Origin of the sequence: Micropruina sp. (assembly GCF_047602385.1) — a bacterium.
In the GTDB taxonomy this organism is placed as follows: Bacteria; Actinomycetota; Actinomycetes; order Propionibacteriales; family Propionibacteriaceae; genus Micropruina.
The window spans coordinates 277,493-295,523 of the sequence record NZ_JASGHL010000001.1; the positions used below are offsets into that span (position 1 = coordinate 277,493).

Below are 18,031 nucleotides of genomic sequence, written 5' to 3' on the forward strand. Positions count from 1 at the left end.
TCGCGGACCAGATTGTGGATAACTCAGGGCGAGAACAGCAGCACCAGTCCCGCGCAGGTGTAGCCGACCATCAGCACCAGCATCGGCAGCTGACCGCGGACTACCCGACGGGACGGCAGCACCCCCAGGGAGAGATCGTGCGCGATCAGGACGCCGAGCAGGTGACCGATCACGATCGCGCCGAGTTGGATGGTGGCGACCACCTCCGGGTAGTCGAAGATGCCGGTGTTCACACCCAGCTCGGCGGTGCCGAAGACGTTCCAACCCAAGCCGAGCGGGTCGGAGGCCAGGATCGCCGTCCGCTGTCCCTCGATCACCAGCAGGCTCAGGTAGTGCGCGGCGGTGTAGCCGACCACGATCGGCACCAGGCTGGCCGCGGCCCGGTCCGTCCAACCGGACGCCGTCGCCCGAGCCGCCAGCGCGAAGGTGGCCGCGACCAGCAGCGTCATCGCCAGCAGGCCGAACGTCCCCCAGGCCTCCCGGGGCAGCGCGGAGGACTGCACCCAGCCGACCCAGCCGGTGGTGTTGGTGAAGCTGTCGTAAGCGGTGATGCCGAGCAGCGTGCAGGTCACCCAGGCCGCTCCGCGCGGGGCGGCCGCGGTGGCCGCGTGCCGCAACGGATCGGTCAGCCGGATGTCGTCGCCGACCCGCTGCCACGGTGACAGCGTCGCCACCCGCTCGGCGAACACCTCGAACGGGTCGGACGCCGCCACCCACCGTTCGCCGAACACAATCGCTCCGCCGAGCACGACCAGCACCCAGGCCACTGCCCACCAGCGCAGCACCGCGAGGGTGTTGTTGTCGGGCTGGACGAGCTCCAGCCAGGCGAATCCGAGCAGCGTGATCACCCCGGGCAGCACCCCGAGCCGCCGCCACGCCGACTCGCTCAACGGCCGCAGCGGCCCCCGTGGAGCCAGCACCAGCCGGGCGACGGTGCGCAGCGGGTTCGCCAGCCGCCAGATCGGTCCGAGCAGCAACGACACGGGCACCAGGCCGACCCAGAGCCAGACGAAGACGAACCCGAACACCGGGTTGGTCACCCGGTCCTGCCCGAACCACAGCGCCAACGCCATCCAGCCGTACACCCCCAGCGCGAGCAGCCGCAGGACGGCGCGGGTCTGGGGCGCGTCCACCAGCCGAGTGAGCCGGGGCAGGGGACGTCCGGCCGGCCGGGTGTAGCGGGGCCGGCGCCACGCCAGGACGAGCACCGCGAACGACACCACCAGGGCCAGCGCGGCACCGAGCAGGACGAGTTCGAAGGGCAGCGGCAGATCCTGCCGGGACCCGAGCCCGTGGAGCGGCAGGATCACCGGATCTGCAGCACGACGATCAACAGTTCGGGGTGATGCGATTCGACCTCGTAGCGACCGGTGCGGTCCGCCGTCATCTCCACCTGCACCCGCTTCCCGGCCTTGACCTCGATCTCCTTGTCGAAACCGTGCACGTGCACTTCATCGTCGCGGTCCGAGGTGATGTCGAGGACGAACGGCTCGCCCTTGGCCAGATCGACCCGGCTGCCGTTGGGGGACACCTTCCCCTTGGCCAGCTCGATGGTGATGGTCCGGACGCCGGGGGTCGGTGCGACGCTCGGCGTGCTCAGCGAGGGTGTGCCCGGGGATGCCGTCTCGGCGGGCGTGATCAGCGGGGACGCCGAGGCGACCGCGCTCGGGGCGGATGCCGGGGCACCGGCGCAACCGGTCAGGACCAGGACGAGAGCCGCAAGGGAGAGGATTCCGCGCACGAGCCCGATTCTGGCACGATCGCCCGGCAGTAGGCGGTACGACCCACCCCGGCCGTCCGCCGGCTGGGCGCGTCCAAGTAGGCTGACCGATGTCCCGGCAACCGTAGTCAGGAGGTCATCGTGGCCGACCCCGTCAGCATGACCGAGTCGCTGTTGCTCGCTCGCGACCAGCCGGCGCAGCCGTGGCACCAGTTGAGCATGCTGGTCGTCGATGGGTCCGCACCGACCCCGGCGACCCTGGCCCGGCTGATCGGGCAGCGGATCGGCTACGCGCCGCGGTTCCGGCAGAAGCTCGCCGGCACCGGATTGCAGTCCTGGATCGACGATCGCGGCTTCCGGGTCGCCGGACACCTGAAGACCGCCACCCTGCCGGCCGGCGCGGCCATCGAGGCTTGGCTGGCCGACCAACTCGCACTACCGCTCGACCGGCTGCATCCGTTGTGGGACGCGACCATCCTGAGCGGCCTGCCGGGCGGTGCGTGGGCACTGGTCGTTCGGACCCATCCCGCGCTGATCGACGGCGCCGACCACGTCCACCTGCTGCACGAATTGCTCGATGAGCAACCCACCCCGATCGCCGGCGAACCCATCGCCTGGGAACCCGCGGCGGAGGAAGCACCAGGCTTCACCGGGCTGTTGCGCAACCTCGGCGACCCGGTGCGGGCGCTGAAGGACGCGGCAGCCGGGCTCGGCGGGCTGGCCCAGTACGGCGTCCGGCAGGCGACAACCGTGGCGACCCCCCGCCAGGTGGCCGCAGTCGAATGCGCGCTCGCGGACCTCAAGCTGGTCGCGGCCGGGGCCGGCTGCACCGTGCACGACGTCATCGTCGCGCTGGCGACGGCCGGCGTCCGTGGTGCCCAGATCTCCGGGGAGCGGCTGCTGCACGAACCGGTAGCGCTGATCCCGCTGGCGGTCGACGACGACGGCGCCAGCGCGCTCGGCTGCCTGGTCGCCGCCCAGTTCGTCCAGCTCCCGGTCACCGCGATCACCGCGCGGGAACGGCTCGACGTCATCGCCACGCTCACCCAAGCCCGGATCGACTCCGATCGGCTCGTCCCCGCGCGCGAGCTCACCGAACTGGCCGGCTTCCCGCCGCCCAGCAGCCACGCGGTCGCGGCCGCCACGGTCACGTCCGGACGCCCGCACGAGGTGCTGATCGCGAACGTGCCAGGGCCGTCCACGCCGCGCTGGCTGGGCGAGCAGCGGGTCCGGGCACTGCATGCCTTCGCGTCCACCGTCGACGATCAGGTGATCACCGTCGGGGTCAGCAGCCTGGCCGATCGGGTCAGCTTCGCGGCGTCCGCGGTGGTGCCGCTGCCGAGGTTCGCCCGCGATGTCGCCGAGGAACTCGGGGTGCTGCTGCGGGCGGTGCGCTGATGCTGGTCTTCATCCCGCTGACCGCCTCGCGGCTGACCTGGTGGGCCGTGGGCGGTCCGATCGTCCCCACGCAGGCCTTCGCGGTGACGACGTCGCTGCGGAAGGCGTTCGGATTCACCGCCGCCGATGACGAGGACGCCGAACACACCGTGCTGCACATCGCGGGTCTCGACGGCTTGCTCTACCTCAGGACGCGGCTGGTGGCGGTCGCCGAGGCGTCCGCGCGACCGGAGCCGTGGTCCGAGTTCGGCGAGGTCAAGGTGGGTGAGCTGCCGTGGAGTTCGGTGACCGCGCTGTTCAGCGACGACGCGCCCGACGCCGCCGCGGCTCTGGGCGAGCGGCTGGCGGGCCGCTCTCTGGCGACGGCCTGGGACGAGGATGAGGTCGCCGAATTTCTGGCTGAGCACGAGTTGCTGTGGCACGGTCCGGGGGAGTGGGGCACGCTGGTGGGGCCGCTCAACGTCGACGACACCGGGGCTGTGGTGGCAATAGATGAGAACCGGGGGTCGGACTCGGGGACCAGGTACGAATCCACCTGGGTGAGCGCGTCCCTTGACCTGCGGACCACCGCGGACGGTGGACTGAAGAGCGCCTGGTTCCAGAACCCGACCCCGTCCTTCCTCTTCCTGATCGGTGACGTGCAGCTGGGGGCCGAGATCTACACCGATGACGAGGTGCCGCTGAGCCCCGGAGACTCCGAACGCGCGGTTGCGTTGCTGTTCTGGGCCCCGGTTGCGCGCGATCTGGCGACGCCGGGACGTGCATTCACCCTCATCTACGGTGACCGGGAGATCGGCCGCGGAACAATCGGCGAGCCGACCGGGCCTCGTTAGCGTGAGATGGAGACCGGCCGGCGAACCCGCGACGGAGCACTCGGCGGTCCGTCATCACCCCCTGCTGGTGCTGGCATGACCAGGGGTGATGCGGCAGGCTGGGACCAACGCGAAGGAGGCGGTCATGCCACGGTCCATCTGGAAGGGCGCGATCTCGTTCGGGCTGATCACCATCCCGATCAAGGTCTACGGCGCCACCGAGACCAAGGACCTCTCGTTCCGGCAGGTCCATCCCGAGGACGGCGGGCGGATCAAGTACAAGCGGGTCTGCGAAGCCTGCGGCAAGGAGATCCCGTACACCGAGATCGCCAAGGGCTACGAGACCGGCGACGGGCGGATGGTGATCCTGGAGGCCGAGGACTTCGACAACCTGCCGCTGCCGACCACCAAGGCGGTCGACGTCGTCCAGTTCGTCGACGCCGAAGAGGTCGACCCGACCTATTTCGAACGCACCTACTTCCTGGAGGCGGACGGCCCGGGCGCCAAGCCGTACGTGCTGCTGCGCCGCGCGCTGGCGGACGCCGGCAAGGCCGCTCTGGTCAAGGTGGCGCTGCGCTCCCGTGAGTCGCTGGCGCTGGTCCGGGCCAAGGACGATCTGTTGCTGATGCACACCATGCTCTGGCCGGACGAACTGCGCGACGGGTCGTTCGCCGAGCCGTCCGCCGACGTGAAGGTGTCGGACGCCGAGGTCGAGATGGCCCGGATGTTCATCGACCAGCTCAGCGGGACCTTCGACCCGAGCCAGTTCTCCGACGTCTATCGCGAGGCGCTGGAGGCGGTCGTCGAGGCCAAGCTGGCCGGCGCGCCCGCGCCGGAGGCCGCCGAGGAGGCGCCGCAGCAGGCCGAGGTGGTCGATCTGGTGGCGGCCCTTCGGGCCTCGGTCGAAGCAGCGAAGAAGCGACGGGAAGAAGCCGCCAAGGCAGGCTGAGACTCGAAAGATTCTGTTGCGTCTGACGCCACAACGGCGGAATATTTCTTGTTGCAGCAGGAGTCTGTGCGTTAATCTGGTGCCGTGGATGCTATCACTTCGGTGCCGGTGCCGGTCAACGAGCCGGTCAAGAGCTACGTCCCCGGTAGCGCTGAACGGGGCGAACTGGAAACCGCGCTCGCTGACCTGACCGCCGAGCCGATCGAACTGCTCGGCACTTTCGGCGCCGAGCGCCGTCCGGGCAGTGGAGCGGGCCGCTACGAGTTGCGGATGCCGTCCGATCACTCCCAGCTGCTGGGCTACGTGCAGCAGGCGAACCATGCCGACGCCGAGGCGGCCGTCACCGCCGCGATGGCGGTCGCGCCGGAGTGGGCGGACACCCCCTACGACCAGCGGGCCGCGATCTTCCTGCGTGCCGCCGACCTGATTGCCGGTCCGTACCGGGCCCGGATGAACGCGGCCACGATGCTCGGCCAGGCGAAGACGGCGCAGCAGGCCGAGATCGATTCGGCCTGCGAACTGATCGACTTCCTGCGCTTCAACACGCACTTCGCGCAGCAGATCTACGCCAACCAGCCGCAGAACAGCCCCGGGGTGTGGAACCGGATGGACTACCGCCCGCTGGAGGGCTTCGTCTACGCCATCACCCCGTTCAACTTCACCGCGATCGCCGGCAACCTGCCGACCTCGGCCGCGCTGATGGGCAACCCGGTGCTGTGGAAGCCGGCGCTTACGCAGATGCTGGCCGCGCACATCTTCGTCGACGTGCTGCGCGCCGCCGGCCTGCCGGACGGCGTGATCAACCTGGTGCCGGGCCACGGCAAGGAGATCTCCGATGTCGCACTCGCGCACCGGGACCTGGCCGGCATCCACTTCACCGGTTCGACCCGGGTCTTCCAGGGGCTGTGGGGCGAGGTCGGCGGCAACATCGCCAACTACCGCTCGTACCCGCGGATCGTCGGGGAGACCGGCGGCAAGGACTTCATCCTGGTGCATCCGAGCGCCGACCCGGCGATGGTCAACACCGCGCTGATCCGCGGCGCCTTCGAGTACTCGGGCCAGAAGTGCTCCGCGGCGTCCCGGGCCTACCTGCCGCGCAGCCTGTGGAACAAGCTGAAGGACGACCTGATCGCCCAGACCGAGGCGCTCGCGGTCGGCGACGTCCGGGACTTCGCCAACTTCACCTCGGCGGTGATCGACGAGCGTGCCTTCGACAAGCTGTCCGGCGCGATCGACGCCGTCAAGGCCAGCTCGGACGCCGAGATCGTCGCCGGCGGCAGCTATGACCGTAGTGAGGGCTGGTTCATCCGGCCGACCCTGGCGGTGTCGGACAATCCGAAGCAGGACATCTTCGTCACCGAGTACTTCGGCCCGCTGCTCGGCATCTTCGTCTACGACGACGCCGACTTCGACAAGGTGCTCGACCTGGTCGACACCGCGTCCGCCTACGCGCTGACCGGATCGATCCTGGCCACCGACCGGACGGCCATCGAACTCGCCCAGAACCGGCTGCGGTACACCGCCGGCAACTTCTACATCAACGACAAGCCGACCGGTGCGGTCGTCGGCCAGCAGCCGTTCGGCGGTGCGCGGGCGTCCGGCACCAACGACAAGGCCGGCTCGATGTGGAACCTGATGCGCTGGACGAGCCCGCGCGCGATCAAAGAGACCCTGGTGCCCCCGACGTCCATCGGCTACCCGCACATGCTCTGAGGCCGTCCGCTGGCTCGATCAACGGTGAGCCAGCCACCTGGTGACCAAGGGAACCGTCCCCGGTGACCAAGAGAACCGTCCCCAGGGTCACTGGGGACGGTTCTTTCGGTCACTGGGGACGGTTCTTTCGGTCACTTTGGCGTCACTCAGGTGCAGTCCTGGACGAGTTCCTCCATGCGTTCCATCAGCCGGCTCCAGCCGGGGGAGGCGTCGCGGCGAAAGCCGACCACCAACTCCTGGGCGAGCGCGTCGTCCTTCCATTCGGACGCCTCGGGCGGCGGACGGTGGGTCATCATCCAGTCCACGGTGGCCCGGGCGATCTGCTCGATCCGCGGATCGTCCGCCTGGTAGTCGAAGGCCCGGTCGGTGCGTAGGTAGAGGTCCCGGTAGTCCGGATCCTCGAGCATCGCCTGCTGAGTCCCGATCCAGGTGCTGACCAGCTCGGGGAACAACACCTGAATGAGCAGCCAGGCGTCCCGTTCCATGTCCAGGGTGCGTTCCGACACCCCGAGCGCCCGCATCGCGCCATGCATCCGGGCCACCTCCGGCGGCAGGAACGGCTCGCCCCGGACGGCGAGCCGGTTCAGCGCCCGTCGGGTGGCCTCCAGGTCGGCGATCCGCGCCTGCAGTTCGACGTCCACCTCAGCAGCGGCTTCGCGGAAGGCGTCCGGCTCGGCCTCGATCAGCTCCCGGACGCGCGACAGCGGGACGCCGGCGTCGGCCAGCACCTTGATCCGGTGCAGTTCGACCACGGCGTTCGCGTCGTAGCTGCGGTAGCCCGCCGCGTCCCGCTCCGGCTCGGGCAGCAGGCCGAGGGCGTGGTAGTGCCGGATCGCCCGGCGGGTCACCCCGACGTAGTCAGCCAACTGGCCGATGCTCAGCATGGACGCCCTCCGCTCGCGGCTCGATGAAGCCCTTCAGCCCCGGGGCGATGAGCGCGTAGACGCCGACCAGCAGCCAGCCGGCGGCGAGGATCCAGGCGCCGGTGCGCAGGTCGGCGCCGGACAGCACCAGTGCCATCAAACCCAGACCCAGCGGACTGACCACCATCGCCAGCGCGGCGTAGGCGCCGAACACCCGGCCGCGCAGGGCGTCCGGCACCTGCTCGGTGAGCACCACGGTGCTGATCGGCTGTAGCAGACCCGAGCCGAGGCCCGCGGCCGCCATTCCGGCGGCGACCAGCCAGAAGCCGTCCAGAGTGGCGATCAGCACGGCGGAGACGACGTAGAGCAGGTTCGCCACCACCCAGGCCGCCCAGCGGCGGCCGCGGAACGCCCAGCCGTAGATGCCCGACCCGGTCATCGTCCCGACCGCGTAGGCGGACAGGCTGAGGCCGAGCAGTCCGGGCGCGGCCAGTGTGACGAAGTGCGCCGGCAGCACGATGCTCAGCAGTGGCGCGACCAGCAGCATCGAGCCCAGGCTCACCACCAGCAGGGTGAGCAACGGACGGCTGCGCCAGATGTGGCTGAAGCCGGCCAGCGGGGAGTTGTCGTCGGTTGCCGCGGCGGTGCTGGGCAGCAGCGGCATCAGGCCGATCGCCAGTGCGGCCAGGGCCGAGCAGGCCGCGGTCAGCCAGACCACAGTGATCGCGGGCAGCAGGGCCAGCAGCCACCCGGCCAGCGCCGGGCCGGCCAGGAAGGACAGGCCGAACAACATGCCGCGCAGCGACGCCACCTTGTCCAGGGCAACGCCGGAGCTTTCGGACACGTTGGCCAGCAGTGTCTCCCTGGCGGTCATCCCGGGGACGTCGAACAGCGCGCCGAGCACGCCCAGCGCGATGAACCAGCCCACGTTCAAGCCCACCGCGGCGTCCACGATCGCCAGCGCGGCCACCGCGATGGCGGAGCCGATGTCGGAAAGCACCGACATCCGGCGGCGTCCGACCTTGTCGATCAGGTGTCCGCCGGCGAAGGCGGCGATCGCGCCCGGCAGTGCACTGGCGGCTGCGACGGTTCCGGCCATGGCGGGGTCACCGGTCCGCTCCAACACCAGCCAGGGCAGCACGATCGCGATCGCCGAGTTCCCGAACAGGGACGTGGCGGTCGCCGTCAGGTACAACGGCAGGGTCGTCTTCGAGGTCACGAATCGAGTGTGGACCCTTGACGCAGCGTCAAGGTCAAGTGGGGTCAGGAAAGCGCTGGTCGATTCAGGATCTTGCTGGTTGAGCGTGTCGAAACCCGTTTGGGAGAGGTCTCGACAAGCTCGACCAACGGTAATTCAGTGCTTTCTCAGCGGCCCGCTGCGATCCAGTCGTCGCCGACCCGCTGCTGGACGTCGAAGCCGGCGGTCAGCGCCGGAACGGCCTTGGCCTCCAGCGAGCGCCCGACCAGCGGCACCTTGATGGTGAACTCGCCGGTGAAGTCGACCAGGGTGCCGCGGCCGCCGGGACGCAGGTCGATGGCCACTTCGGCCCGGGCCGGCATGCCCCGGACGGTGAGTTCGAGCTCTCCGGTGCGAGCACCGTCCGCGGCCGGTGGGTTCCAGCGAATCTCCTGCAACAGGGTCAGACTCTCGCCGAGCAGCCCGCGGACCGCGGAAGGCGATTCCATCCGCCGTTCCACCGCGGTGTGCGCGGCGACGCCGTCCACTCGGTAGTCGAGGTCACCGGACGCCGCGCAGACCTCGGCGAGGAAGGCCGGGTCGGTGAGCATGGCATGGGTGGCGACGGTGTCCGCGGCAAAGTCGTTGCGGGCCTGGATCTGCATGCGGGTCATTCTGCCGCACCCGCCCGAGCCCGACGCGCCGCCGGGCCAGACGCGCCGCCCGAGCCCGACGCGCCGACCGGGCCGGGACAATGTCAGGACCGGGCGTTACAGTGTGTCAACCACGATGACGTGCGCTCGCGAGGAGGCGATGTGACCGCAATACATCCGTCCCGTTCGGACTGGAGTCGTAGATTGATCGGCGAGTTGCGGAAGTTCCTTCAGGATTTCCGGAATGTTGACGTGCCGGACGGCTTCGCCGAGCAGTACGTGCGGCATCTTCCCGAGGGCGAACTCGTCGATCTCGACCCGGGCCACGTCGCCACGCTGATCGCCGAGCACCTGCGGCTGGGGCAGCAGCGGCGGCCGGGGGAGTCCTTGGTCCGGCTGCGGCTGCCCGAGCAGCCGGGGGCGTCCGCGGTGCTGTTGATCGTGACCGACGATCAGCCGTTCCTGGTCGACACCGTGAGCCTCGACATCACCCGCACCGGTTGGAGCATCCGGACGCTGTTCCACCCTCAGTACGAAATCGTCCGGGACCCTGACGGCCGGCTGACCGGAATCGGGGACGGCCGAGGTGATGCGGAGTCGTGGATCTGCGTCGAGGTGTTCCCCCCGCTGGGCCAGGCCGCGGCCGATCGTGCCGATGCGCTCACCAAGGCGATCGCGACCGGGCTGGCGGCTGTCCGGGCGGCGGTGGACGACTGGGCGGCGATGAAGCGGCGTCTGACCGAGACCATCGACTGGATCAACGACAATCCGCAGCCGGTCAGCCCGCACGGCGTCCGCGAGGTCACCGACCTGCTGCAGTGGCTGACCGAGGGCAACTTCGTGCTGCTGGGCTACCGGGAGTCGCACTACACCAAGGCCGACGGCTTCCGCGCGGTGCCCGGCACCGGTCTCGGCATCCTCCGCGGCGCGGACGGCGACACCGAATTCCAGGCCGCACCGACCTCCGGTGATCGCGGGCTGCTGGTGCTCACCAAGGACTCCCGGCGCTCGCCTGTGCACCGCGGCGCCTACCTGGACTACATCGGCGTCCGGCGCTATGACGGGGCCGGCCGGCTGACCGGTGAGCGGCGCTTCCTCGGCCTGTTCGCCGCCACCGCATACGGGGCGAGCGTCTGGGAGATCCCGGTGCTGGCCCGCAAGGCGCAAAAGCTGCTCGACCTGTCCGGTTTCGATCCGCACAGCCACGGCGGCTCGGCGATCCGCCAGGTGATCGACAGCTACCCTCGCGACGAGTTGTTCCAGGCCACCGCCGAGGAGCTCTTCCCGGTGATCGCTCAGGAGGCTCAGTTCAAGGATCGCCGGGTGGTGCGGCTGTTCGTCCGGCGCGGCACCTACGGCCGGTTCATCTCGGTACTGGTCTTCCTGCCCCGCGATCGCTACACCACCGACGTCCGTGAGGCGATCCAGCGGATCCTGGTCGAGGCGCTCGGCGGAGAGTCGCTCGAGCACCAGGCCCGGGTCACGGAGTCGGTGCTGGCCAGGCTGTTCTTCGTGGTCAAGCGGCCCGACGACGATCCGCTGCTGGGTGATGTCGACGAGGCGGCACTGCTCGCCGCGATCGAGGCCGCCGTCCGCAGCTGGGACGACGACTTCGAGGACGCGGCCCGCGACCTGGCCAGCGAGTCCCGCGGCGTCGAGTTCAGCGACGCCTATAAGGAGGAGTACCGGGCCGGTGCCGCTGTGCAGGACCTGCGGCTGGCGAACGGCCTGGCCGGCGACGACGACCTCGGCTACGACGTCTACCGCCCGGCCTGGCCCGGCGACGGCGCCGACGTCCGGTTCAAGGTGCTCGGCTACCGGCAGATGTCACTGGCCGAGGCGATGCCGCATCTATCGGTGCTCGGGGTCGAGGTGCTCGACGAGCGTCCGTTCGAGTTCACCTTGCGTGGCCACAAGGTGTACCTCTACGACTTCGGCCTGCGAGTCCCGGGCGGGACCGCCGGCGACTGGACGCCGGCACTCCAGCAGCGCTTCATCGACACCTTCGACGCCAGCTACCGGGGCTACGCGGAGTCCGGCAAATTCAACCGGCTGGTGATGACCGCCGGGCTGACCTGGCAGGAGATCGCCTGGCTGCGGGCCATCTCGCGCTACCTCGTCCAGGCCGGGATCCCGTACAGCCAGCCGTACGTGGCTGCAACGCTGAACGACAATCCGGTGATCGCGGCCGCCTTGGTCGGCGCCTTCCGGACCAAATTCGACCCGGCCGCCGACTTCGCCGACATCGAGGCACGCACCGCCGCGGTGACCGACTCGTTCGCCGGCATCGAGTCGGCCCTCGCCGAGGTGGCCAGCCTGGACGCCGACCGGATCCTGCGGATGTTCCTGGCGGTGCTGCGGGCAATGATTCGCACCAACGCGTTCCAGCCCGGCGCACCGGCCCACGCGTTCAAACTGCACCCTCGGGAGCTTCCGCTGCTGCCCGAACCGCGTCCGATGTACGAGATCTTCGTCTACTCGCCGCGGGTGCAGGGTGTGCATCTGCGGTTCGGCCGGGTGGCTCGCGGCGGGCTGCGCTGGTCGGATCGTCGCGAGGACTTCCGCACCGAGGTGCTGGGCCTGGTCAAGGCCCAGATGGTGAAGAACAGCGTGATCGTGCCGTCCGGCGCCAAGGGCGGCTTCGTGCCGCAGTCGCTGCCCGACCCGGGCGTCGACCGAGCGGCCTGGCTGGCTGAGGGGGTGGCCTGCTACCAGGTCTTCATCGCTTCGCTGCTGACCCTCACCGACAACATCGTGGACGGCGCGGTCGTCCCACCACCCTCGGTCGTCCGCTGGGACGACGACGATCCCTACCTGGTGGTGGCGGCCGACAAGGGCACCGCCACCTTCTCCGACACCGCGAACGAGATCTCTCTGGACCGCGGTTTCTGGCTGGGCGACGCGTTCGCGTCCGGCGGCTCGGCCGGCTACGACCATAAGGCGATGGGCATCACCGCCCGCGGCGCGTGGGAGTCGGTCAAGCGGCACTTCATCGAGTTGGGACGCGACTGCCAGGCCGAGGACTTCACCTGCGTGGGCATCGGCGACATGGCCGGCGACGTGTTCGGCAACGGCATGCTGCGCAGCCGGCACACCCGGCTGGTGGCCGCCTTCAACCACCTGCACATCTTCCTCGACCCGAACCCGGACGCCGAGCGCAGCTTCACCGAGCGCGAACGGCTGTTCCGGCTGCCCAGGTCGTCGTGGGCGGACTACGACGCCGGCCTGATCTCGGCCGGCGGCGGGGTGCACCCGCGGACGCTGAAGTCGATCCCGATCACGCCCGAGGTCCGCGACTCGCTCGGGCTGGGCGACGGGGTGACCGCGCTCACCCCGGCCGAGTTGATCAACGCGATCCTGAAGGCGCCGGTCGACCTGCTCTGGAACGGCGGCATCGGCACCTACGTCAAGGCGTCCACCGAGACCAACGCCGAGGTCGGCGACAAGGCCAACGACGCCGTCCGGGTGGACGGCGGCGAGGTGCGGGCACTGTGCGCCGGCGAGGGCGGCAATCTCGGCTGGACGCAGCTGGGCCGGATCGAATACGCCCTGGCCGGAGGCCGGATCAACACCGACTTCATCGACAACTCGGCGGGCGTCGACACCTCCGACCACGAGGTGAACATCAAGATCCTGCTGACCCCCGACGTGGCCGCCGGGAACCTCGACACCGAGCAGCGCAACGCACTGCTGGCCTCGATGACCGACGAGGTGGCCGCTCTGGTGCTGGCGCACAACGTCGGCCAGAACCTCGCGCTGTCGAACTCGATGTACCGGGCGGCCGAGCTGACCAGTGCCTACGAAGGCTGGACACAGGCCCTGGAGAAGGCCGGCTACCTCCAGCGGAAGCTGGAGTTCCTGCCGACCGCACGCCAGCTCGAGCAGCGCCGAGAGGCCGGTCACGGCCTGACCCGGCCCGAGTTGGCCACCCTGCTGGCCTGGACCAAGATCTACCTGACCGACCAGGTGCTGGCCTCCGACCTGCCCGACGACCCGTATCTGGCGGACCGGCTGATCCAGTACTTCCCGAAGGAGTTGCAGCAGCGCTACGCCGCCGACATGCCGCGGCACCGGCTGGCCCGCGAGATCATCACCAGCGTCGCGGTGAACCGCTTCGTCGACTCCCAGGGGATCACCGCGTACTTCCGGTTGCACAACGAGACCAACGCGGCCGTCACCGAGGTGATCCGGGCGCAACTGGCGGCCCGCTCGATCTATCAGGTCGGCAAGGCCGAGGTTGAATTGGGCGGAGCGACCGAGCTGAGCGCCCAGGTGGTCACCGAACTGCGGGTGGCGCTGCGCCGGATGGTCGAGCGCGCCACCCGGTGGCTGCTGGCCAGCCGCCGGGCACCACTGGACATCGTCGCGGCGACCGCTCAGTTCACCGACGGCGTCCGCCAGGTGCGGGCGGCGCTCGGCGGGCTGCTGACCCCGCGGCAGGCCGCCAACGCCGACCGGCACGTCGAGCGGATGACCGCCCAAGGGGTGCCGCGGCCGCTGGCCGAAGAGGTGGCTCAGGACGCCTACTCGCACTTCGCGCTGACCATCGTCGAGATCGCGCAGGCGCGGCAGGCTCCGGTGCTGACTGTGGCCGAGATCGCGTTCCGGCTGGCGGAGCGGCTGCGGCTGGACCAGCTGCACGACACGATTGTCGCCCTGCCTCAGCAGGACCGCTGGGAGACGATGGCACGCGCCGCGCTGCGCGACGATCTGCTCGGCGTGCACGGGCAGCTCACCTCGGCCGTCCTGGTGGACCCGTCCCGGTCGGCGGCTGAGCAGGTCGAGGAGTGGCTGGCCGATACCCCCGGAGTCTCCGAGAAGGTGGCCACCCTGGCGCTGGTCTGCGAGGAGCCGGACGTGGCCCGGGTGAGCGTCGGCGTCCGGCTGGTGCGGTCGCTGCTGCCCGCCTGAGGGTCGGCGTCCGGACGACGGCGCCGGTTGCGGCAGGATGATCCGCATGCGGATCGACCTGCACACCCACTCCAGCGTCTCCGACGGCACCGACACCCCGACCCAGCTGGTACGCAAGGCGGCGGCGTCCGGCGTCGACGTGCTCGGGTTGACCGACCACGACACCTTCGACGGGCTGCGTGAGGCGCGGCTGGCGGCCGAGGCGGCCGGCGTCGTGGTGCTGCCCGGGATTGAGATGTCCTGCCAGCTGGACGGCGCCAGCGTGCATCTGCTCGGTTACGGCTGTGACCCGCACTTCGAGCCGCTGCTCGACGAGTTGACCAAGGTCCGGGTCGGGCGGACCGGGCGACTGCCGGACATGCTGGCCAAGCTCGCGGCGCTCGGCCTGCCGTTGACCGAATCCGAGATTGCCGAGCAGGTCGGGCCGAGCCCGTCGCTGGGCCGTCCGCACGTCGCCGATGCGATGGTGGCCAAGGGCTATGTGCGCGACCGGCAGGAGGCCTTCGACAGGTTCCTGCACGAGGGCGGGCCGGCCTATGCCAACCGGTACTCCTGCGATCTGCGCCGCGGCATCGAGCTGATCCGCCGGTCCGGCGGTGTGCCGGTGATCGCCCATCCGTGGGGACGTGGCCGCGACAAGGAACTCAGCCCGCGGATGCTGTCCGAGCTCACCATGGAGTACCGGCTCGAAGGCGTCGAGGTGGATCACCCCGACCACGACGCCGACACCCGCGCGCGGCTGCGGACGCTGGCGTCCGGGCTCGGGTTGTTGATGCTGGGCTCGTCCGACCACCACGGTCTGGGCAAGCGCGGGCACGCGCTGGCCTGTGAGACCACCGACCCCGACGTCTACACCGAGCTGGTGCGCCGCGTCCGGTCCCGCGGAGGCCGGCTGTAACGGCGTCCGGCAGCTGATTCGCCGCTCCCCAACCCCCTCCCTAACTACCTGTGCCCTCCCACCTGCGGGAGGGCACAGGTAGTTAGGGAGGGCCTTGCGGGCTGTGGGCACGCCGCCGGCGACCGCTGGGCACCGTCGGTGATAGTGTCCGGTCATGCCTCGAACCGCCGGATGGCGCCACCGCTGACGGATCGACTCTGCTCGCGGCCGTCACTATTGTGGCGGCCTTTCGCATGTCCGGACGACGAACGAATGAGTGACGATGACTGACGCACTGTCCGACGACGCGGGCGACGAGCTCGCCGCGTCCACCTCCGACGCCTCGCTGCGCCGGACCGAGGCCCGCAGCGCCGCGATCGAACGCGAGATCGCCGCGGACCCGTCCAAATTCCGGGTGATGACCGGTGACCGCCCGACCGGAGCACTGCACATCGGCCACTACTTCGGCTCGCTGGCCAACCGCGTCCGGCTGCAGGACGCCGGGGTCGAGACGATCGTGCTGATCGCCGACTACCAGGTGATCACCGACCGGGACGGCACCGGGCCGATCCGCGAGCGGGCGCTCGGCATGGTCGCCGACTACCTGGCGATCGGCATCGACCCGAGCCGCAGCACCATTTACGCCCACTCGGCGGTACCGGCGCTCAACCAGTTGCTGCTGCCCTTCCTCTCCCTGGTCACGGACGCCGAACTGCGCCGCAACCCGACCGTGAAGGCCGAACTGGACGCCACCGGCGACCGGCCGATGTCCGGCCTGCTGCTCACCTACCCGGTGCACCAGGCCGCCGACATCCTGTTCTGCAAGGCGAATCTGGTGCCGGTCGGCAAGGACCAGTTGCCGCACCTGGAGCAGACCCGGGTGGTCGCCCGCCGCTTCGACGAACGCTACGGACGCGCCAACCCGGCCGAGCCGATCTTCCCGCAGGCCGAGGCGCTGCTCAGCAAGGCGCCCACGGTGCTGGGCCTGGACGGCACCAAGATGAGCAAGAGCAAGGGCAATGTGATCGAGATCGGGATGGACGCCGACACGACCGCCCGGCTGATCAAGAAGGCCGTCACCGATTCGGACCGGCGGATCAGCTACGACCCGGCGAACCGGCCGGAGGTGTCCAACCTGGTGATGCTGGCCGCACTGTGTACCGGCGGTGATCCGGTGGCGATCGCCGACGAGATCGGCGACGGCGGCGGCGGCGGACTGAAGCGGGTGGTGACCGAGGCGGTGAATTCCTTCTTCGCCCCGATCCGGGCTCGCCGCGCCGAACTGGCCGCGGACCCCGGCTACTTGTTGTCGGTGCTCCGAGAGGGCAACGCCCGGGCGAACGCGATCGGCGACGCCACCTTGGACGAGGTGCGCCAAGCGATGGGCATGGTCTACTGAGACCGTTCTGCACGTCTCATCCCAGCGCAAGTGCCCAGCTCTCACTAGAATTCCGGCGTTCGGCCGAGCCGGTGCCGGCGCGCAAGATTGTGCCGCGCTTTGAGGGATCCAGGGGGTGGAGAATATGCCGGATGGCGGATACTCACGGGAGAGTATGTGGGGGGATCACACCAACCACTACGACTCCACGGGAAAGAAGATCGGGGAATCCCGCAAGAGCCTATGGGGCGATCACACCAACCAATACGATTCGGCAGGTCGCAAGGTTGGGGAGTCGCGCGACAGTCTGTGGGGGGATCACACCAACCATTTCGATTCGGCGGGTCGCAAGGTTGGGGAGTCCCGCGACAGTCTGTGGGGGGATCACACCAACCATTTCGATTCGGCGGGTCGCAAGGTTGGGGAGTCCCGCGACAGCCTGTGGGGTGACCAGATCAACCACAGCGGGTCCTGGTATGGCGGCACGAGCAGTACTGACGAATTGCTCGGCGGTTCGAGTTCCGCCGGGTCCTACAGTGACTGGCATATCGACTCGCTGCCCTCTTACGGCGGCGGGTACACATCTTCGGTTCCGACGCCACGGACCCGCTGGGGGTTGGTGCTGCAACACCTCTTCCTGCTGATTGCCGGGGTGGTCGTAAACGTCGTGGTACTCCTCGGACTGTCCGTGCTGCTCTACATACTGCGTTCGGTGCCTCGGGTGACTCACCTCAACGACGCGTTCACGTACCGCACAATGTTCGGCGTCCTCCTGCCGGTGGTCTGGGCGGCCGCAGTCGTCTTGGGCGCGGTCGTCAGCCAGATCTTGTTCACCAAGAACGGCGACAGGGACTCGCAGTTCGGGATGGTCGGGCTCGTGGTCGGTACGATCGCCCTGATCGGCTTCGGCCTGGCTGGCTGGATCGACGAGTGGGGGGCGGTTCTGCCCGCTGTCGGTGGCCTGGTGGGTCACGCCGTGGGGTCCATCATTGACTCCGTGAAGCTCGGTTCGAGCACCCTGAGCAAGAGCCTGATCGCCATGGCCGCGGTGGTTGTGCTTGGGCTGGTCGGTCAACAGGCATGGCTCGGCTACGCGTCGCCCACCACGAGTGGGCGTTCGGCTGAGGCCAGCGCACCCGCCTTCAAGTCCGGGGACTGGCTGGTGGTCCTCGCGTCGCTGCCGAAGAACACCAAGTCCCGATCGGACGCCGCGGCGACTGCCGCCGGGATGAAGCCTGAAGCCACGGTCATCGACTCCACCGACTACGAGGGGTTGAAAAACGGGTACTGGGTCGTGGTGGGAGCCAAGCCGTACAACTCCAAGAAGGCAGCGCAGCGGGCGTGCGCCGTCTTCGATCGCCGTCCCGGGCCGACCTGCTACCCCCGCCAAATCGGCTGATCCGCAAGGCCGTCACCGACTCGAGGCGGCGGATCAGCTGCGACCCGGCGAACCGGCCGGAGGTGTCCAACCTGGTGATGCTGGCCGCACTGTGTACCGCCGGTGATCCGGTGGCGATCGGCGGTGGCGGGCTGAAGCGGTGGTGACGGCATGGTCTACGAGCGACACACCTGCGGCATAT

Annotated in this window: 13 protein-coding genes; 8 read left to right on the plus strand and 5 right to left on the minus strand. The window is 69.5% G+C overall.

The features are described from left to right. Positions 1–23: 23 nt before the first annotated feature. Positions 24–1,310, minus strand: a complete 1,287-nt coding sequence (locus QM711_RS01320) for a hypothetical protein (RefSeq protein ID WP_415095915.1) — start codon at positions 1,308–1,310, stop codon at positions 24–26. Then, positions 1,307–1,741, minus strand: coding sequence for a hypothetical protein (locus tag QM711_RS01325; protein WP_415095916.1), 435 nt, complete (start codon positions 1,739–1,741; stop codon positions 1,307–1,309). Before QM711_RS01325 ends, QM711_RS01320 begins: the two co-directional genes overlap by 4 nt. Positions 1,742–1,861: 120 nt before the next feature. Here QM711_RS01325 and QM711_RS01330 point away from each other — a divergent pair, with 120 nt between their 5' ends. The 4 genes from QM711_RS01330 to pruA all read left to right on the plus strand — a co-directional run bounded on the left by QM711_RS01330 (position 1,862) and on the right by pruA (position 6,592). Further along, positions 1,862–3,118, plus strand: a complete 1,257-nt coding sequence (locus tag QM711_RS01330; protein ID WP_415095917.1) for a wax ester/triacylglycerol synthase domain-containing protein — start codon at positions 1,862–1,864, stop codon at positions 3,116–3,118. Further along, positions 3,118–3,951, plus strand: a complete 834-nt coding sequence (locus tag QM711_RS01335; RefSeq protein ID WP_415095918.1) for a DUF6912 family protein — start codon at positions 3,118–3,120, stop codon at positions 3,949–3,951. The genes QM711_RS01330 and QM711_RS01335 overlap by 1 nt, the downstream gene beginning before the upstream one ends. Before the next feature lie 124 nt (positions 3,952–4,075). Next, positions 4,076–4,879, plus strand: a complete 804-nt coding sequence (locus QM711_RS01340) for a Ku protein (RefSeq protein ID WP_415095919.1) — start codon at positions 4,076–4,078, stop codon at positions 4,877–4,879. Between the two features lie 84 nt (positions 4,880–4,963). Beyond that, positions 4,964–6,592 carry an L-glutamate gamma-semialdehyde dehydrogenase gene (pruA, locus tag QM711_RS01345; protein ID WP_415095920.1) on the plus strand — a complete coding sequence of 543 codons (1,629 nt, stop codon included), beginning with the start codon at positions 4,964–4,966 and terminating at the stop codon, positions 6,590–6,592. Between the two features lie 146 nt (positions 6,593–6,738). Here pruA and QM711_RS01350 read toward each other — a convergent pair whose 3' ends face one another. From QM711_RS01350 to QM711_RS01360, 3 genes are all read right to left on the minus strand, one after another. Beyond that, the gene (locus tag QM711_RS01350) at positions 6,739–7,476 is read right to left on the minus strand and encodes a MerR family transcriptional regulator (RefSeq protein WP_415095921.1); all 738 of its coding nucleotides are present in this window, start codon (positions 7,474–7,476) and stop codon (positions 6,739–6,741) included. Further along, entirely contained in the window at positions 7,451–8,674 is a 1,224-nt protein-coding gene (locus QM711_RS01355) for an MFS transporter (RefSeq protein ID WP_415095922.1), read from the minus strand. The genes QM711_RS01350 and QM711_RS01355 overlap by 26 nt, the downstream gene beginning before the upstream one ends. A 146-nt stretch (positions 8,675–8,820) precedes the next feature. Beyond that, positions 8,821–9,297, minus strand: coding sequence for a DUF2505 domain-containing protein (locus tag QM711_RS01360; RefSeq protein WP_415095923.1), 477 nt, complete (start codon positions 9,295–9,297; stop codon positions 8,821–8,823). Between the two features lie 150 nt (positions 9,298–9,447). Here QM711_RS01360 and QM711_RS01365 point away from each other — a divergent pair, with 150 nt between their 5' ends. From QM711_RS01365 to QM711_RS01380, 4 genes are all read left to right on the plus strand, one after another. Further along, entirely contained in the window at positions 9,448–14,196 is a 4,749-nt protein-coding gene (locus tag QM711_RS01365) for an NAD-glutamate dehydrogenase (protein WP_415095924.1), read from the plus strand. A 46-nt stretch (positions 14,197–14,242) separates the two neighbouring features. Next, positions 14,243–15,094, plus strand: coding sequence for a PHP domain-containing protein (locus QM711_RS01370; RefSeq protein WP_415095925.1), 852 nt, complete (start codon positions 14,243–14,245; stop codon positions 15,092–15,094). Between the two features lie 262 nt (positions 15,095–15,356). Next, positions 15,357–16,472 (plus strand): tryptophan--tRNA ligase, encoded by a 1,116-nt coding sequence (trpS, locus tag QM711_RS01375; protein WP_415095926.1) that lies wholly within the window; start codon positions 15,357–15,359, stop codon positions 16,470–16,472. A 115-nt stretch (positions 16,473–16,587) separates the two neighbouring features. Further along, positions 16,588–17,850 carry an SPOR domain-containing protein gene (locus QM711_RS01380; protein WP_415095927.1) on the plus strand — a complete coding sequence of 421 codons (1,263 nt, stop codon included), beginning with the start codon at positions 16,588–16,590 and terminating at the stop codon, positions 17,848–17,850. The last annotated feature ends 181 nt before the right edge of the window (positions 17,851–18,031 follow it).

Excerpts from the sequence above, each read along its gene's own strand:
- QM711_RS01335 (WP_415095918.1), top strand. The coding sequence starts at position 3,118 with ATGCTGGTCTTCATCCCGCTGACCGCCTCGCGGCTGACCTGGTGGGCC.
- QM711_RS01340 (WP_415095919.1), top strand. The coding sequence starts at position 4,076 with ATGCCACGGTCCATCTGGAAGGGCGCGATCTCGTTCGGGCTGATCACC.
- QM711_RS01350 (WP_415095921.1), bottom strand. The coding sequence starts at position 7,476 with ATGCTGAGCATCGGCCAGTTGGCTGACTACGTCGGGGTGACCCGCCGG.
- QM711_RS01360 (WP_415095923.1), bottom strand. The coding sequence starts at position 9,297 with ATGCAGATCCAGGCCCGCAACGACTTTGCCGCGGACACCGTCGCCACC.
- QM711_RS01370 (WP_415095925.1), top strand. The coding sequence starts at position 14,243 with ATGCGGATCGACCTGCACACCCACTCCAGCGTCTCCGACGGCACCGAC.
- trpS (WP_415095926.1), top strand. The coding sequence starts at position 15,357 with ATGACTGACGCACTGTCCGACGACGCGGGCGACGAGCTCGCCGCGTCC.